Source organism: Flavobacterium sp. CF108 (assembly GCF_900129795.1).
Classification (GTDB): domain Bacteria; phylum Bacteroidota; class Bacteroidia; order Flavobacteriales; family Flavobacteriaceae; genus Flavobacterium.
Map to the genome: position 1 here is coordinate 113,617 of NZ_FQWW01000001.1, position 16,093 is coordinate 129,709.

Genomic DNA, 16,093 nt, shown 5'->3' on the forward strand with positions numbered 1-16,093 from the left:
ATTTTATAAAGACTGTCAACGCTTTTTTAAAATTTTCCCTTCCAGTTTTTACCAATACGCTTTTTTAAAATACTATCTGTTCTATTATTACGATTGATATCAACAATCTGATTATTAATATCTGTACAGGATGTACCGCTTACAACAAAACGGAAATTATACCAATTATCAATAACATATCTGTATTTGTCTTTTTCATCAGGTAATCCGCCGTTGACTGCATAAGTAGGATATTTGTTTTCAAATCGAATTTCAGCATTTGTCCAGGAAGTATCTGTTTTTGTTTTCGTTTCTTCTTCATTAACTGATTTATACTCAAATTTTTCTTTACCAATTAAAAACCCGACAGTTATAGATACTAAAACTACGCTTATAAATATTAAAGTTCTTTTCATAATTTGTAAAGGCTTTGCTAAAATCAAATTCTTAAAATTGCATTTTATCTGTAGTATTTTAACAAGTCTAATATAGAATTAATTCGATTACCTAAAAAGAATATTTTACGAAAGCGTAAAAAATAACAAAACCTTCAAAATATAATCTTGAAGGTTTTTCAAATTGCAAATTTTTTCTAAAATGATGATAAATTAATCAACAAATTTTAGAAAAGTAAAATCAGTTTTAAGCATTTCTATTTCATTTTCTCTCGTTTCCTGCTGCGCTTCTTTTGCATAAATAAACATTCTTTCTTCGTAATTATGTATAGCACTTTCAATAGTTTGAAATTCTCCATTTAATAGATTTTCAGATAAAATTAAAGCATCAAAAAGCCCAATATTGGCACCTTGTCCCGCAAAAGGAGGCATTAAATGTGCGGCATCGCCAATAAGTGTGATAGGTAAGGGACGGTTATTTTTCCATCCTTTTTCTACAGAAATCTTTTTAGTAGGCAGCCCGGTAAAGAAAGAACTAGCGTGAAATAATTCTTTATACGTTTCTCCCCAATCAGAAAGTTTATCTAAAAGAAATGCTTTTACGTTTTCTATATTTTTAAAATCGATTTCTAACGTCTCAGGCATTTTAAAAATAACATTATAACTTAAAGCATTATTGTTTTTAGGATTGGCAACCAATAAATTACCATTGTTAGAAGTCATCAAAATTTTATCACCGCACAACTCGTAAAAATCTAAAGATTTTGCTTCTGATGCAGAAACTTCGCCTTGAATCATATACGTTCCCGTAAGTTCGACTTCGGCATCTGTAATATATTTTCTAATAGAAGTCATTCCGCCATTTGCGCCAATAACAAAATCAACGGCTGCCGTTTTTCCGTTTTCAAAATATAAAAGCCATTTTCCGTTTTGTTCTTCAATTTCAGTCAGTTTACTATCCCAAACAACTGTATTTTCTTTTAAGCTATCAATTAATAACGTTCTTAAATCATTTCGGTTTATTTCAGGAGCGTCATATTGTTCTTCTTCAGTAGTTTCTTTACTGAATAATACATTTCCTTTGTAATCGGTCATAATTCTTCCCATCGGGATCGCCATTTTATAATACGTTTCCAGCAATCCCGCTTTCTGCATTGCATCTTGACCGGAACCTTTATGTAAATCGAGCGTTCCGCCCCAAATTCTTGCTTTAGGGTCTTTGTCTCTTTCGTAAACCGTAACATCAACGCCTTTTTGCTGTAATAATCTCGCCATTGTTAAACCAACCGGGCCTGCGCCAATAATGGCTATTTTTTTATTTGTAAGTAACATAATTTTTATTGTTTAATTAGGTTACAAAATTGAGAAGACTGTAGGAGATGAAATAGTAAAAATCAGTCGTTTTTGGTATTCATTTTTTTAATTGCCAAGATATCCATAAAACGATTGTCTTTATTTTTACTCAATTCTTTTGGCGTAACGCCAGAATATTTCTTGATTTCTTTGATAAAATGATTTTGATCTGTGAAGTTTTGATCGGGAAAAAGTATGCCTTCGCTGATAGGTTTAAACGAAGAACCAAAACGCAGAATATTGCAATAAGCCTTTAACGAAATGCCAAATTGCTGATTAAAGTAACGATTAATCTGGCGACTGCTCCAAAACACGTTTTCAGATAGTTCCTTTACCGTTATAGATCCTTTTGAAGAATAAATAAGCTCAAATAATTTTCTTTTTCGGTTGTCAATATCTGATGTTGTAATGCTGTTTATTATTTGGATTGCTTTACTGCAAAAATTCTCAAAAGTATTCAAATCCTCAGCTTCAAATTGCCAAATTTCATCTGAAATAATTTTGTCGTCATTTAAAACATCTTTGATAGAATCTCCAAATAAATATTCGACAGCAAGCAATTTAAAACCAATAGAAAACATTTTTGTTCCAATGGGAATAATAATCTGACTCGGGATTGTATCTAACCCCCGAATCGTTTTTTCCCAATTAGTATTATCTAAATTCATAACAGCCAAATCAACCATTCCGTTTGGTAAAATAGTCGACGGAATATCTTTTCCCGTATTGTTTTCAAGCATCCAAAAGCTGTGAACAAAATGCAAAATCGAATTATCCGGTAAAGCTGATTGAATTAGCAGGCTCATTTATTAAATAATCAAGGTTGTACAAAATTAAATATTCAAATTATAATACGGAGTATTTCTTAGGTTTCAAACCAATTTGCTGTTCAAAAACCCTTGAAAAATGACTGAGATTGGTAAAACCCAATTGATAACCAACTTCGGATACTGATAAATGTTTTTCTTTTAAAAGTCTCGCGGCTTCCTGTATTCTCATATATTGGTAATATTCAAAAACACCTTTTCCAAAAGTCTGCTTAAATAATTTTCGAAGTTTAGGTTCGCTCATTCCGGCTTCTTTTGCTAATGAATTAATCTCTGGCGCTTTGTCTAAATTAGATTGCAAATGGTATTTTATGGCATAAATTGCCTTAATATCTTTTATATGAATTCCGCTCGACGGCGTTTCTTCACGCTGTAATAACAAAGCAAAAATATGGCAAAGCAGTTCTTCGCATTTCAATTTATGGTAATGATTCTCTAAACTTTCGGGAACACATTGATACAGCATTTCGCTTGCTGTTGTAATCATAGCGGGAGAAATTCCTATTTCGTAAGCAAAAGTATTTTTTGATGAAAGTATGCTTGAAACTATGGGATGTTTTAGTTCTCCAAATCGTTCCTGCAAATATTCTCTTGATGCTGAAATGGTTATACTTCTAAAAAATGTATTCTGAGGCATTGCCATTACAGAAGAAACAGACTGCATACAAATGAAAACATTGGCTTGTTCCGGTAATAATTCTTTCTGTTGATGCATGGAAGAATCAAAAATACTGCTAAGAAAAAAAATCACATTTTCTTGTCCTTCAGGAATTTCATTTTTACGTTCGAGGACAATTTCTTCTTTTAAATAATAATTTCTAATCATCATTCGCAAGTCATTTCCCCATGTAAAACCAGTCATATAACCTTCGCCCAAATGCTCAGGAATATCAATAAAACGTCCGCGTACACGCGCTCCAATCGCATCTGCAAACTTCTGCATGATTCCGGAACCGTTTTTATCTACAACTTCAATTTTCATTTACGACTATTTTAATATCAGAAGTGGATATTTTATCTATAAAGATACAGATAATTTTGTAATGAAAATTTAAACAAAGTAAAAACGATATAATTATGTTACTAGATAATAAAAAGGTTGCCATTATTGGCGGCGGGCCAGGCGGATTAATGCTTGCCCGATTATTACAGGAAAAAGGCGTGAACGTAAAAGTGCATGAAAGAGACGAAAACCGAAATGTTCGCCAGCAAGGCTCGACGCTTGATTTACATGAAGATACAGGTTTAAAAGCGATGCAGGAAGCCGGATTGATGGAAGAATTCAAAAAATACTATCGTCCGGGAGCAGATAAAATGCGAATTGCTGATAAAAATAGGAATGTGGTGCTTGATGATCATGGCAAAAAACCGGAAGAAGATTTCGGAAATGAACATTTTCGCCCGGAAATTGACCGCGGGCCTTTGCGAGATTTATTGATTGCTTCTCTTAAAGAAGAAAATGTAGTTTGGAATTCTAAATTTACCCAAATGAAACCTTCAGGAACTGGCTGGGAAATTTATTTTGAAAACGGAACAACCACTTATGCCGATTTTGTAATTGCTTCTGATGGAGCAAATTCACGTGTGAGAAAATATATTACAGATATTCAGCCTATATTTTCGGGCGTTACGGCGGTTGAAATTAATATTTATGAGGCAGAAAAAAACACGCCAAATCTTTGGAAACTTGTAAACGACGGAAAACTTTTTGCATTAGAACAAGGAAAAACATTTTTGTGCAGTACAAAAGCCGATGGTACGCTTTCTATTTTAATTGGAATAAAAACTACAGAAGACTGGATAACAAATTCCGGAATTGATTTTAAAGATAAAAATGCTGTGGCAGAATGGTTTAAAAAGGAATTTGCAACATGGAAAAAGGAATGGCAGGAAATTTTCGAAACCAATGAAATTTCAATAATTCCACGTCCGATGTATCATTTTCCTTTAGATCAGCAATGGAAACCTTTATCAAATCTTACTATGATTGGCGATGCCGCACATCGAATGCCGCCGTATGCAGGGGAAGGGGCTAATCAGGCTTTGGCAGATGCTTTAGAATTGTATAAAGTATTAACTTCTAATTTGTTTGTGAATATGGAAGATGCGGTTGGTTTCTTTGAAAAAAGAATGTGCGCCCGTGCTTCTGAAATTACCGAAATCACACTACAGCAAACAGAATCCATGCACGATGAAAATAATCTGCAGCTTTTGCTGGATTTTTTTAATCAAGTTTACTAGGTAGTTTTCAGTCGCAGTTTTTCAGTTTTGAAAACAGCTGTCAGGCTGAGCGAAGTCGAAGGGCTTTATACAAGACGAGGGCTTCGACTTCGCTCAGCCTGACAATCCATAAACTACGATTGCAAACTGCGACTGAATACTAAAAACTGAATACTGAACACTTAAACAACAGCTTTTCTGTCAAGCGGTCTAAAATACCATGATGTAATTGTTAAAACCAATAATAATGTTGGTCCGAAATACGCTATACCAGAATCTCCTACAGCAAAATGAGAGATAATAGCGCCGCTCATGGCAAAAAAGAATCCTGCATAAGCCCATTCTTTTAATAAAGGAAACTTCGGAATTAAAATAGCGATAACACCTAATATTTTCCAAACGCCAAGAATAACCAAAAAGTAAAGCGGATAGCCTAAATGTGCCATCATGTCGGCTTCTTCTTTTATTTTTATAATTTGTACAATTCCGGTTGAAGTCATTCCTAATGCCAGCCAAATTGTGGCAATCCAATAAATAATTTTGTTTCTTTTGCTCATAACGATTTATTTAAGTTTGTTTACTATTTCCTGTAAGCGATTGTGTGCGAAATTCATACCTTGTGCAAAAGGCAATTTCAATTGTTGATCTCTGTGTTCTACAGATTTGTAGATAATCTGTATGGTAAGTCTGCTTGTTTCACCTGTAAGTTCTTCAAACTCCAAAAATTCCAATTGAGGCGCAAAATTGGCATTGTCCATTTCAAAAGTTCTGGTGATTCTTTCATTTGGAACAAAATCATGAATCACACCATTGGCACTAAATACAACATTTCCGCTGGGATCTTTGGTTTCAAACTGCCAGCCGCCATGCTGTTTATTTTCTAATTTTACCACTTTTGTTCCCATCCATTGTTCTACAATTTCAGGTTCTGCATAAGCTCTAAAAAGTAAATCAACCGGAAGATCAAATTCTCTTGTAATTACAATTTCCTGCTGGCCATTTTCGGCATTAATTTTTGTTTTGCGTTCCATAAATTAATCTTTTTTGGGTTTATAGTTTTTCATTATACTTTCTAACTTATTAAAACGATCGTCCCACATTTGGCGAAAAGGTTCAATAAAATCAGCAACTTCTTTTATTTTTTTCGGATTTATATAATAATAAATCTCGCGTCCGTTTTGTTTTTGGTCAAGCAGTTCACATTCCGTTAATATTTTAATATGTTTCGAAATAGTCTGTCTTGACGAATCAAAATTTTCCGCTATAGTTCCCGGCGTCATCGCTTGTATGGCCACCAAATTTAAAATTGCTCTTCGCGTTGGATCGGCAATTGCCTGAAAAACATCTCTACGTATTTCCATTATGCAGTTATTTGACTGCAAATATAATGAAGTCATTTGACTGCGCAATATTTTTTTTGATTTTTTTGATTTTTTTTATTTAACCATGCGTTAAACTGGATTAAAATCCAGCCTTACAATATAAATCGAGCCGATGGCTCTTTATTCAAACGATATAAGTTCCGAAGGAACGGTTCAGTTCATATTGCAGCAACGGATTTTAATCCGTTGAAACGGTGCGTAATCATTTTACCATTTTTAATTAAACTGAATTCAAAATTTTTATAATTTTAAATTCAGAAAAAAAGAAGTAAACATGGATAACAGCAGAGTATTTCAATATTCATTTGCGAGTATTTATCGATTATACAAGGAGAAAGTAGAGAAGAAAGGACGCACGGTAGAAGAAGTAGATACGGTTATACTTTGGCTTACGGGTTATAATGATAAACAATTTAGAGATCAAATCGAAAAGAAAGCAGATTTGCAGACTTTTTTTGCAGAAGCGCCAAACCTGAACCCAAATGCATCTAAAATTACAGGCGTAATCTGCGGTTACCGAATTGAAGACATCGAAGATCCGCTAATGCAAAAGATTCGCTGCATGGATAAATTAGTAGATGAATTGGCGAAAGGAAGAAAAATGGAAAAAATCCTAAGAGAATAAAAGCAAAAGCCGTTTGAGTAAATTAAAACGGCTTTTTATTTAAAGCAACATTTGGAATTTGTTATTTCAAAAATTGGAATTTATTTTCTTTTACATTCCGTCAGGCAGCCTGTCAGCTTCATTTTTGCTTCTGTTAAAGCGATAAATAACATTAAGATTGATGTATCGTCCTTGCGATCTGGCTTCAGATTCTAAATAATAATATTGAGTTGTAATTTTTTCAGTCGTAATCTGCGAATTGAATAAATTGTTTATGTTTAAAGTTACCGACATTTTATCTCCAAGAAAATCTTTGCTTAAGCCTAAATTAGCGCTATACTGAGCCTCTGTAAGCGATTGAACACCTTGGTTTTTTCCTCGGTATCTAAAACTAAATTCTCCCGAAATAATTTTAGGAAACTTCACTACAGATCTAAAGTTGGAAAGCCAGGTTTGATCTTCGGCATTATAATTTACATTTTCAAAAGTTCCCTGCTGTTTAAATTTGTAATAATTAAAATCTAAAGCCAGTCTAAGCCATTTTGTTGGATTATACGTTGTTGAAACTTCTGCGCCGTAACGATCCTCTGTATCAAGGTTTACAGGCGTGCTTACAAAATAATTTTCATCGGTACGTTTTACTATATATTCAAAATAATTGGTTGTATGCTTGTAATAAACAGACGGATTAATGCTGAATTTTCCCGGTTTTGTTAATAATGTGAACTCAAAAGAATTGGTAAACATTGGGTTTAAATCAGGATTTCCTACGGTCAAATTTCTTAAATCTGAAACTCCCGAAAACGGATTTAGCTGCCAGAACCTTGGTCTGTTGATACGTTTACTGTAGCTCAACTGCAAATCTGTTTTTTCGGTTAAATTGTAAACAAAATGCAGCGTAGGGAAGAGGTTAATGTAGTTTTTAGCATTGTTAAAAGTGTTTTTTGTATCCGCAATTTTTATATCAGACAATTCAGAACGCAGACCCAACTGGTAATTAAACTTTTTATATTTGCTTGAAAACTGAAAATAAGCACTATATAAATTTTCATCATATTTCAATTTGTTGGTAAATTGTTCCTGTAATACATTGTCTAAAATGGTGTGATAATCACTTCTTAACGCACGCAGATCGCTTCTAATTCCCATTTCAATTTTAGAGTTTTCAGAAATTGGATCTACAAAATCTGATTTTATAAAAATATCATTACTGCTTTCAATATCTCTTGAATATAAATTAGAAACCGAAGCATTAAAAGGAAATGTTTTTTGCTGTGTAATGTATTGGTTTTCATCGTCGTTCCAAAAATCGTATTGCAAACTTGTGGTCCATTTTTTATCCTTTCTGTCAAACGTTTTTACATAATTTAATTCTAATGCATTGTAAATTTGAGGTTCTTTATACTTTTCAGATCTCAAAATAATACTGTCCGTAACATTATTTGCATCAGCATAATTGTAATGGTAATGTATTTTGTTGTTATTGTTGTTCTTACTGCGGTAATAACTTCCTGTCAGCGTGTTTTTTGCATTGATATAATAATCCCCGCCAACGTACATATTATATACACCAATGCTTCTTTTCATATCATCATACTGATTTAAAATAGTCGTTGTACCGTTATCAGTATTCGTTTGAAACTGTTTGTTGTAACCATAAATGTCTAAATAACGGTAACCTAAATTTCCAAAAAGATTCACTTTTTCTGTTTTATAACTCACATTTGCATTTAAGTTATGTCTTGCAGGATTTCCAATTCCGGCCTGAAGCGAACCATTAAAGCCTTTCATGCTGTTCTTTTTCATAATAATATTAATGATTCCCGCACCGCCCTGCGCTTCATATGCCGAAGAAGGATTGGTAATAACTTCTACTTTTTCAATATTAGCTGCTGATATCTGCGATAAACCATTATTTGCCGTCAGCATAGAAGGTTTTCCGTTTATCAATACCGTAACACTGCTATTTCCTCTAAGGCTTACAACTCCTGCAATATCAACATTTACCGAAGGTACATTGTTTAAAATATCATTTGCAGATCCTCCGCTGGATAAAATATCTTTACCAACATTAAAGACTTTTTTATCAATTTTCATTTCTACCGCTGATTTTTCGGCAATAACATTTACTTCGTCTAATTGATTTATACTTTCTTCTAAAAGAATGTCTTTCATGACAATATCTTTATTCAATTGAATATTTTCTACCGTAAAAGGTTTATATGACATATACGCAGCTTTCAGTTGATAATTTCCGGAATTGCTTTTTAAAATGTAATTTCCATCAGTATCTGTAACGGCTTCTTTTTTATTTTCTGAAGATGATAATAAAAGCGTTACATAAGGTAATGCTTGTTTGGTTTTAGAATCTACTATTTTTCCTTTGATAGTAAATTGTGATGTTTGTGCTCCAGATGTGAAGCTGAATAGTAATACGATTAATAATGCGAACTGTTTCATTTTTTGATTGGTTTAGAATTTTAAGCAAAACTCTATTTTAATTTCACTCAAAATTTTCACGCATGATATAAGGGCAATAATTGCCCATAAACAATCAAATAGAAACCATAAATCGTGTTTATAGCCAATTTTTATATGTTCGTATCTTTTTTTTACATGTTCATCGACAACTATTTTGTCTTTCTAAATAAATGCTAACTTTGAAATAATACTTAAAGTTGCTAAGGTTCTGAGATACTAAGATTCTAAGCTTTTTAGAACAGAATAATAGAGCTTTAGAAAAAATCTTAGAACCTTAGCAGCTCAGCAACTTAAAAAAACATGACACCATTCGAAAAAATTATAAATTTCTCTAAAGAACACAGAATTAGTACCCATATCATTTTTTGGGTATTCATTTTTATTATGTTCTTTAGTAAAAACACTTCTTCTGATCCGGAGGAATTAAAGGTTGATATAGCCTACACGCTGTATTATGAGTTGTTTTCTATCATTGGGGCTTATTTTTTATCCTATAGAATTTTACCCCGCTTAATGATTACACAAAAGCATAATTGGGTTTGGGCAGAATTTGTTCTGGGAAGTTATGTGATTTCAGTTATTGCCAGAACAACAATGATTTATGGTTTAGAGCTTTATGTGCGAAAACCGCCTTTTAATCAGGAACCAATAATCGAAATCCTGACAGATTTACCCACTTTGTTTGGGGTTTATTTTTTACATATTCTTTCCTTATCAATATTTTTTATTTTTATAAAATTGATAAAAGATCAGTATGTCATTCAGAAAAGATCTTTGCTGCTCGAAAAACAAAAGGCAGAAACCGAATTAAAAATTCTGAAAGCACAATTAAACCCGCATTTTTTGTTTAATACGCTTAATAATATTTATTCGCTTTCGATTGTAAATTCACCAATAACTTCAAAATCAATTGCTGTTTTATCTGAGATTTTAGATTGTATTTTATACCGATGCAGTGCGACTTATGTTCCTATTTCTCAGGAAATTTCCTTGCTTGAAAATTATATTACGCTCGAAAAACTGAGATATGACGAACATTTAAGCGTGGTATTTAATCATTCTATAGATCATAATAAATCTATTGCGCCTTTGATTTTGCTTTCGTTGGTCGAAAATGCTTTTAAACATGGAGCAGGAGAGGACACAGGAAGTTCTCCAAACATTCAAATTGATTTAAAACTGCAAAACGATCATTTTGAGTTTAAGATTGTAAACTCGATAAATAAAATTGACAGCGAATCTGGAAATGAAAAAATTGGATTAAATAATATTATACAGCAGCTTGATAAAATTTATCCAGAACATTATACTTTTGATGTTATTAAAACAGAAAAGGACTTTACGGCTTATCTGCAAATTAATTTAGCAACCGAATATAATTTAGCTTAAAATGAAAATAAAGTGTTTATTAGTCGACGACGAGCCTTTAGCAATCAGCTTATTGCAGAATCATATCAGTAAATTAGATTATTTTGAAGTGGTAGGTACTTGCCCAAACGCTTTAAAAGCCGCCGATGTATTACGTACAACTGCTGTAGATTTGATGTTTCTAGATATTAAAATGCCGCAGATTACGGGAATTGATTTTTTAAAAACATTAAAAAACCCGCCAGCCGTTATTTTTACTACCGCTTATCGCGAATATGCTTTAGAAAGTTACGAACTTGATATTGTAGATTATCTTTTAAAACCGGTTACTTTCGATCGTTTTTTTAAAGCTGCAGATCGTTATTTAAGAATAAGCGGACCTGTAAACAGCAAGATAATTACGCCTTCGCAGGAAGATTATATTTACATTAAAAACGGACCAAAATTCAATAAAATAAACGTCGACACGATTCTGTATATCGAAAGTGTCAAGGATTATATTATTGTACATCAAAAAGATGGTGTAAAATTAAATGCTAAATATAAAATCAGTGATATTGAATTAGAATTACAGGATAAAAACTTTTTAAGAATTCATCGCTCTTTTATTATTAACCTCAAAAATATCACGGCATTTACGCCTTACGATGTCGAAATTAGAACTATTGAAATTCCTATTGGAGCCAGTTATAAAGAGTATGTTTTTAAAATTTTAAAGAATTCATAGCAATAAAAAACTCCTTAAATGATTCACTTAAGGAGTTTTTTTTATGCTTTAATGGTTATATCAGGATAGCAAAGCTTATATTTTTTTGAGTGTAATTTTCATTTCTTTACTGTCCAGGATTAATTCATCACTAGTAATAGTACTTACACAAGGATATGGGGTTCCAACTTCATCTTTAATTACTAAACTTTTCCCCCCTTTTGTCAATGCATAGGTACCGTTTGTTATTTCTCTTGTCAGAAATCCGGTTACATGCCCATCTTTTGTAAATGTTAAAGTTCCATCCGTTAAAATTACAGTTTTTAAAGAATCCGAAATAGGGGTTTTCGGTTCTACCGCTGTTATTTTCCAAGAGTTTACCAATGTATTTCTCTTAGAACATGAAATCATTAATACTGCAGCCAATGCAAGTGCGAAGATAAATAATTTAGATTTTTTCATGATTTTGTGATTAAAGATTAGAAATGAAAAGGTACGAAAAAAAATAATATTTCTAACATTATAGTCACAGAAAGTGAATTTAAGTTAACTGATTTCTAATATTTTACATAAAACATGAGGTTTTGAGAACTTTTAAGAATCAATTCAAAGTCAATGCTCCCAGAATTTCCTCATACATAAACGGGCCTCCGGGATAAGTTGCTGTATAATCCAGATTCATCCAGACCTGACCGCGTTCATCAATATGGTAATGCAGATTTTTACCATAACTTTCTCTTTGAAAAAGTACATTTTTAATTAAATAATTGACCTTTTCCAGATCAATCATAGAGCCTATTAATATTTCGGGATAAATATGGCCTTTTGTATGGATAAGCCTTGGAGTTCCGCCAATAGAACGAATTGCTGCCGCCATTAAAATAGAATGATCGTCGCAGTCTCCAGAAAAATATTCTAATGATTCGCTGGCAGTAGCAATATAATCACCTTCTTTTGGGTCATTGACATAATTCCAGCGGCCGTTTATTTCTTTAAAAACAGCAAAACACTGAATAATGGTTCTGTAATCAGAGTAACCTTTAATTCCTTTAAAATGCTTTGTAGTGGCCATAATAGCAAAATTTCGAACTTTCGGATTTTGATATTCAATGGCGCTTATAATTTTTGATTTATTAGGAAACGGAAGCAGTTTTGCCACAATTATATCCTGCGGATATGGATTGTCTGACATGGTATAAATCATCGAATTATAATCCTCAGAAATCTCGCTGAAACCATAATTCCCAATTACTGATCCGTAAAATAAAATCAATAAATAAACCGCAACACATAAAATAATTATGGTCCGCAGGTACATTAACAAAAAGAAAACGACAGCAAAAACAAAAATGAATATAATAACTCGATCCAGATTGAAAGCCCATTCCAGATCGATTAGGTTTTGATGCAGAATGATAAATATCGGGATTGTAATAAAAAGACTCAACACAGAAATAATAATCCTATCCCAAGGCGATTTCACCTGTAATTTGGATTTTAACTGTGGAAGGTCAATTTTAGGAAAATTTATCATAAGAATCAAAAGCAGTTTTACAGCGCTTTCACCGTTTCAACAAAAGTACTTTTTTTATCAATAATTCCCAGATCAAATAATTGATTTTGAATTTTGATAAATGCTTTTTCACTTAAATGTTTTTGTGACCATTGTGTTAGTTTCAGCCATTCCTGAATGTCTTCGACTTTTTGATTAAATAACTCGGCTAAAGTCTTGTCAATATCAGGAATCTGCGCAAAATCATGCGTCGTTTTATTGATAACTTCCAATACTTTTTCAACCACTTTTGGATTCTTTTTCAAGAACTCATCGCGAACCGTTATCACAAACGAAGGCCATGGGGTAGGACAGTCGCCAACACGCCTGAAAATTCCCTGATCAACCAGCGGTTTTGTCATAAAACGTTCCCACATAAAATAATCTGCAGTTCCATTTGTCAGCGCTTCTACAGCACCATCAATAGTATTTATAATTTCAAATTGCAGTTTATCGCTGTTCCAGCCTTGTTCGTTTGCATTTACATAAACCATTAATTGTGAACCAGAACCAATTCTTGAAATCGCAGCTTTTGTATTTTCTAAATCTTTTACAGTTTCGAAACCTGATTTTGCTGCAACGTGAATTCCCCAAATTAAAGGTGACTGCACATAGATCTGAACAATTTTACTTGGGTTTCCTGCCGTAATATCTTTTACAATACCTTCTGTCAAAATAACGGCCATATCAGCCTCGCCTTCGCGCAGCATCTGACACATTTTTCCGGTACCTTCAGGAACGTTTTTCCATTGTAAATCGATATTTTCTGCTTCAAATTCGCCATTTTCAATGCATAAATGCCATGGCAGATTGAAGTGTTCAGGAACACCTACAATTTTTACAGTTTTCATTATAGTTTAAGTTTAAGTTTGGTATGCGTATTCTTAAGTTTGTAAGTTTAGTTTTTTATTAAATCAGCCCTGTGTTTGTCAGATAGGCAAGGTTCTCCATATTGAATGATTTCCTGAGATTCATATTCGTTTAAAACGCTTCTCACAATCGAATAATCAACATCCCGAACCACTTCTACAGAAAGAAAACTATCATTTAATCCTTCTGATAAACAATTTATTGCCTTTAGTTTTTCTCTAATAATTTCCTTGTCAAACCCTTTCTCTAAAATGATCACCTGAACAATTGAATTTCCTGAATTTTCAATAGTTTCTTTATAAACCAGGCGGTCTTCATCTTCATCAAATTCGGCATAAAATAAATCATCAGTTGCAATCAACGGCCCGAAAAATGGAATATTATCTAATTTAAAAAGTCCTTTTTCTAAATCTACAATTTCGGCCCACATCGTTTCTGAAACTGTTTCTTCTAAATAATCGCTGTAATATTTAAATAATATTTTTTTATGTGTTTCCTGCATTATTCTATTTCGTTTATTATGGCTTTTAAGGATGATATTACAATACGATAACCATCTGGGTCCTGGATCATTTTTCCGTTTTCGTTCCAAAACGGATTAGCTGCAGTTATCGTTGCAATATTATGGTGTATAAGCTTATTTATTAATTCGTTATAATCTGAAATTGTTTTGGGATAAAGCACAATTACATCATCTTCATCAAAAGAATGATTGGCTTTTACCTTAGATTGTGTAAATTCAAAATGCCAGTCTAAACCTGATTTTCCAATAAAAATTCCGTCGTAATTATTATGTCTTTCAAAACCTCCCAATTGTTCAAAACCGAGAACGTTGACATAAAAATCTTCAATTTTTTGTAAATTATCCGTATGTCTGGCTACTCTTAAAAACATAATCTAAAATTTTATCTGATTGATATGATGTTCTAAATGTTCTACATAATCAGTCATAAGAAACCTCAGATCAATCACAGATTCATCACTCAAAACAATTTTATAATCTAAAGCCTTCTCATCAACAGATTTCATGATCCTTACAATTTGTTTGTTTAATACCAGCCATAATTGCAAAAGCTCATCAGAATCCATGGTTTGATACTGATTTAAATTTACTAAATCTATTTGATTATATGGTCGGTGCTGATAAGGTTTTGCGGCATAATTAATTTCTGTAAAACGTACCAAATTGTGAATTGCCGAATCTGTCAAATGTCCTAAAATTTCTTTTTTAGACCATTTTCCCGATACTTTAGCTTCTAACGCTTCCTTATTTAATGCTGAAAAATGATTCACATTTTCGTTCAGTAATCTTTCAAATTTAAGAATAGCTGTCTGCATTATTTACTGCTTGAAAGTTTATTCAATGTATAGGTAATCAATTCATCAACAGCTTTATAAGGATCTTCACTAAAAGTTCCCGAAGCACGATTGGCAATAATTGCATTTAAAGATAATGCATTATGTCCTAAAAGGGAAGAAAGCCCATAAATTGCTGCTGTTTCCATCTCTAAATTAGTAATGCGATTGTCATTAAAATCAAAATTATCCATTTTATTGTTTAATTCTTCATCCTGAATATTCAGCCTCAAAACACGACCCTGCGGACCGTAAAATCCTCCGGCTGTAGCTGTTATTCCTTTAAAAATTTTATCCGATTCGATAATTTTTTCCAGTTTCTCTGAACACGGAATTGCATAAGGTCTTCCTTTTCTAATATCCCAGTTGGTGTGATGAATAAAAGCATCTTCAATAGCTGTATTCGAAACTTCGTCAATTAAATAGGAGCGAAGCATGTTATCCAGACCCAATCCGAATTTTGACATTACAAAACTGTCTACAGGAATATCTGCCTGCAGCGATCCCGAAGTTCCAATTCTAACAATATTTAAAGAAGTTAGTTTTTCTTTTGGCTGACGTGTTTTTAAATCGATGTTTACTAAAGCATCTAATTCGTTTAAAACAATATCAATATTATCAGGCCCAATACCGGTTGACATTACAGAGATTCTTTTTCCTTTGTAAATTCCGGTTTGGGTTTTAAATTCTCTTTTTTGTGCCGAATATTCAATCGAATCAAAAAACTGAGTGATTTTTTCAACTCTATTCTGGTCTCCAACAAAAATAATATCGTTGGCAATATGTTCAGGACGAAGGTTTAAGTGGTACACACTACCGTCCGGGTTAAGTATTAATTCTGATTCTTTTATCATTTTTTTTAAGGTACTAAGGTTCTGAGGTACAAAGGGACAAAGGTTTTTCTGTAGAGGCGCACAGCTGTGCATCTATAAAATTCCAAAATTTAAATTCCAAATTCCAATTACTCAAATTTACACAAAGCTTTGCGAGCTTTGCATTT

The 16,093-nt window shown here is 32.7% G+C and carries 19 protein-coding genes; 4 read left to right on the top strand and 15 right to left on the bottom strand.

From position 1 onward, the window contains the following. Window positions 1–26: 26 nt before the first annotated feature. The 4 genes from BUE10_RS00560 to BUE10_RS00575 form a co-directional block, all read right to left on the bottom strand. Complete coding sequence (locus BUE10_RS00560) at window positions 27–395, bottom strand: hypothetical protein (protein WP_073481182.1); 369 nt, start codon at window positions 393–395, stop codon at window positions 27–29. A 192-nt stretch (window positions 396–587) separates the two neighbouring features. Further along, a complete protein-coding gene (locus BUE10_RS00565) occupies window positions 588–1,706 on the bottom strand; it encodes an FAD-dependent oxidoreductase (RefSeq protein WP_073481184.1) in 1,119 nt (372 codons plus the stop codon). Between the two features lie 62 nt (window positions 1,707–1,768). Continuing rightward, window positions 1,769–2,533 carry a helix-turn-helix domain-containing protein gene (locus BUE10_RS00570; protein ID WP_073481186.1) on the bottom strand — a complete coding sequence of 255 codons (765 nt, stop codon included), beginning with the start codon at window positions 2,531–2,533 and terminating at the stop codon, window positions 1,769–1,771. A 40-nt stretch (window positions 2,534–2,573) separates the two neighbouring features. Next, window positions 2,574–3,536, bottom strand: coding sequence for an AraC family transcriptional regulator (locus BUE10_RS00575; protein WP_073481188.1), 963 nt, complete (start codon window positions 3,534–3,536; stop codon window positions 2,574–2,576). 95 nt (window positions 3,537–3,631) lie between these two features. On the opposite strand from BUE10_RS00575, the gene BUE10_RS00580 reads away from it, so the two are divergent. Then, complete coding sequence (locus BUE10_RS00580; protein WP_073481190.1) at window positions 3,632–4,795, top strand: FAD-dependent oxidoreductase; 1,164 nt, start codon at window positions 3,632–3,634, stop codon at window positions 4,793–4,795. A gap of 161 nt (window positions 4,796–4,956) precedes the next feature. On the opposite strand, the gene BUE10_RS00585 is transcribed toward BUE10_RS00580, so the two are convergent. From BUE10_RS00585 to BUE10_RS00595, 3 genes are read right to left on the bottom strand one after another with little or no spacing between them, the layout of a single operon-like run. Then, the gene (locus BUE10_RS00585) at window positions 4,957–5,331 is read right to left on the bottom strand and encodes a DoxX family protein (RefSeq protein WP_073481192.1); all 375 of its coding nucleotides are present in this window, start codon (window positions 5,329–5,331) and stop codon (window positions 4,957–4,959) included. A gap of 6 nt (window positions 5,332–5,337) precedes the next feature. Further along, window positions 5,338–5,805 carry an SRPBCC domain-containing protein gene (locus tag BUE10_RS00590; RefSeq protein WP_073481194.1) on the bottom strand — a complete coding sequence of 156 codons (468 nt, stop codon included), beginning with the start codon at window positions 5,803–5,805 and terminating at the stop codon, window positions 5,338–5,340. Between the two features lie 3 nt (window positions 5,806–5,808). Next, window positions 5,809–6,135, bottom strand: coding sequence for an ArsR/SmtB family transcription factor (locus tag BUE10_RS00595; RefSeq protein WP_056209295.1), 327 nt, complete (start codon window positions 6,133–6,135; stop codon window positions 5,809–5,811). A gap of 295 nt (window positions 6,136–6,430) precedes the next feature. On the opposite strand from BUE10_RS00595, the gene BUE10_RS00600 reads away from it, so the two are divergent. Beyond that, the gene (locus BUE10_RS00600; protein WP_073481196.1) at window positions 6,431–6,781 is read left to right on the top strand and encodes a DUF2200 domain-containing protein; all 351 of its coding nucleotides are present in this window, start codon (window positions 6,431–6,433) and stop codon (window positions 6,779–6,781) included. A gap of 90 nt (window positions 6,782–6,871) precedes the next feature. Here BUE10_RS00600 and BUE10_RS00605 read toward each other — a convergent pair whose 3' ends face one another. Next, window positions 6,872–9,220: a TonB-dependent receptor gene (locus BUE10_RS00605; protein WP_073481198.1), complete on the bottom strand. Its 2,349-nt coding sequence runs from the start codon at window positions 9,218–9,220 to the stop codon at window positions 6,872–6,874. 321 nt (window positions 9,221–9,541) lie between these two features. On the opposite strand from BUE10_RS00605, the gene BUE10_RS00610 reads away from it, so the two are divergent. Then, entirely contained in the window at window positions 9,542–10,630 is a 1,089-nt protein-coding gene (locus BUE10_RS00610) for a sensor histidine kinase (protein WP_083597904.1), read from the top strand. 1 nt (window position 10,631) lies between these two features. Further along, a complete protein-coding gene (locus tag BUE10_RS00615) occupies window positions 10,632–11,336 on the top strand; it encodes a LytR/AlgR family response regulator transcription factor (RefSeq protein WP_073481200.1) in 705 nt (234 codons plus the stop codon). A 75-nt stretch (window positions 11,337–11,411) separates the two neighbouring features. On the opposite strand, the gene BUE10_RS00620 is transcribed toward BUE10_RS00615, so the two are convergent. From BUE10_RS00620 to BUE10_RS00650, 7 genes are all read right to left on the bottom strand, one after another. Continuing rightward, the gene (locus tag BUE10_RS00620) at window positions 11,412–11,777 is read right to left on the bottom strand and encodes a hypothetical protein (protein ID WP_073481202.1); all 366 of its coding nucleotides are present in this window, start codon (window positions 11,775–11,777) and stop codon (window positions 11,412–11,414) included. A gap of 139 nt (window positions 11,778–11,916) precedes the next feature. Next, window positions 11,917–12,849 (bottom strand): transglutaminase-like domain-containing protein, encoded by a 933-nt coding sequence (locus BUE10_RS00625; protein WP_073481204.1) that lies wholly within the window; start codon window positions 12,847–12,849, stop codon window positions 11,917–11,919. 17 nt (window positions 12,850–12,866) lie between these two features. Next, a complete protein-coding gene (locus BUE10_RS00630; RefSeq protein WP_073481206.1) occupies window positions 12,867–13,718 on the bottom strand; it encodes a substrate-binding domain-containing protein in 852 nt (283 codons plus the stop codon). Window positions 13,719–13,765: 47 nt separating this feature from the next. Beyond that, window positions 13,766–14,239 carry a DUF4265 domain-containing protein gene (locus BUE10_RS00635; RefSeq protein WP_073481208.1) on the bottom strand — a complete coding sequence of 158 codons (474 nt, stop codon included), beginning with the start codon at window positions 14,237–14,239 and terminating at the stop codon, window positions 13,766–13,768. Then, window positions 14,239–14,631, bottom strand: a complete 393-nt coding sequence (locus BUE10_RS00640; RefSeq protein ID WP_073481209.1) for a VOC family protein — start codon at window positions 14,629–14,631, stop codon at window positions 14,239–14,241. The genes BUE10_RS00635 and BUE10_RS00640 overlap by 1 nt, the downstream gene beginning before the upstream one ends. Window positions 14,632–14,634: 3 nt before the next feature. Next, a complete protein-coding gene (locus tag BUE10_RS00645; RefSeq protein ID WP_073481211.1) occupies window positions 14,635–15,075 on the bottom strand; it encodes a DinB family protein in 441 nt (146 codons plus the stop codon). Further along, the gene (locus BUE10_RS00650) at window positions 15,075–15,947 is read right to left on the bottom strand and encodes a nucleoside phosphorylase (protein ID WP_073481213.1); all 873 of its coding nucleotides are present in this window, start codon (window positions 15,945–15,947) and stop codon (window positions 15,075–15,077) included. The genes BUE10_RS00645 and BUE10_RS00650 overlap by 1 nt, the downstream gene beginning before the upstream one ends. Window positions 15,948–16,093 lie beyond the last annotated feature (146 nt).

Excerpts from the sequence above, each read along its gene's own strand:
- BUE10_RS00560 (WP_073481182.1), bottom strand. The coding sequence starts at position 395 with ATGAAAAGAACTTTAATATTTATAAGCGTAGTTTTAGTATCTATAACT.
- BUE10_RS00565 (WP_073481184.1), bottom strand. The coding sequence starts at position 1,706 with ATGTTACTTACAAATAAAAAAATAGCCATTATTGGCGCAGGCCCGGTT.
- BUE10_RS00570 (WP_073481186.1), bottom strand. The coding sequence starts at position 2,533 with ATGAGCCTGCTAATTCAATCAGCTTTACCGGATAATTCGATTTTGCAT.
- BUE10_RS00575 (WP_073481188.1), bottom strand. The coding sequence starts at position 3,536 with ATGAAAATTGAAGTTGTAGATAAAAACGGTTCCGGAATCATGCAGAAG.
- BUE10_RS00580 (WP_073481190.1), top strand. The coding sequence starts at position 3,632 with ATGTTACTAGATAATAAAAAGGTTGCCATTATTGGCGGCGGGCCAGGC.
- BUE10_RS00585 (WP_073481192.1), bottom strand. The coding sequence starts at position 5,331 with ATGAGCAAAAGAAACAAAATTATTTATTGGATTGCCACAATTTGGCTG.
- BUE10_RS00590 (WP_073481194.1), bottom strand. The coding sequence starts at position 5,805 with ATGGAACGCAAAACAAAAATTAATGCCGAAAATGGCCAGCAGGAAATT.
- BUE10_RS00595 (WP_056209295.1), bottom strand. The coding sequence starts at position 6,135 with ATGGAAATACGTAGAGATGTTTTTCAGGCAATTGCCGATCCAACGCGA.
- BUE10_RS00600 (WP_073481196.1), top strand. The coding sequence starts at position 6,431 with ATGGATAACAGCAGAGTATTTCAATATTCATTTGCGAGTATTTATCGA.
- BUE10_RS00605 (WP_073481198.1), bottom strand. The coding sequence starts at position 9,220 with ATGAAACAGTTCGCATTATTAATCGTATTACTATTCAGCTTCACATCT.
- BUE10_RS00610 (WP_083597904.1), top strand. The coding sequence starts at position 9,542 with ATGACACCATTCGAAAAAATTATAAATTTCTCTAAAGAACACAGAATT.
- BUE10_RS00615 (WP_073481200.1), top strand. The coding sequence starts at position 10,632 with ATGAAAATAAAGTGTTTATTAGTCGACGACGAGCCTTTAGCAATCAGC.
- BUE10_RS00620 (WP_073481202.1), bottom strand. The coding sequence starts at position 11,777 with ATGAAAAAATCTAAATTATTTATCTTCGCACTTGCATTGGCTGCAGTA.
- BUE10_RS00625 (WP_073481204.1), bottom strand. The coding sequence starts at position 12,849 with ATGATAAATTTTCCTAAAATTGACCTTCCACAGTTAAAATCCAAATTA.
- BUE10_RS00630 (WP_073481206.1), bottom strand. The coding sequence starts at position 13,718 with ATGAAAACTGTAAAAATTGTAGGTGTTCCTGAACACTTCAATCTGCCA.
- BUE10_RS00635 (WP_073481208.1), bottom strand. The coding sequence starts at position 14,239 with ATGCAGGAAACACATAAAAAAATATTATTTAAATATTACAGCGATTAT.
- BUE10_RS00640 (WP_073481209.1), bottom strand. The coding sequence starts at position 14,631 with ATGTTTTTAAGAGTAGCCAGACATACGGATAATTTACAAAAAATTGAA.
- BUE10_RS00645 (WP_073481211.1), bottom strand. The coding sequence starts at position 15,075 with ATGCAGACAGCTATTCTTAAATTTGAAAGATTACTGAACGAAAATGTG.
- BUE10_RS00650 (WP_073481213.1), bottom strand. The coding sequence starts at position 15,947 with ATGATAAAAGAATCAGAATTAATACTTAACCCGGACGGTAGTGTGTAC.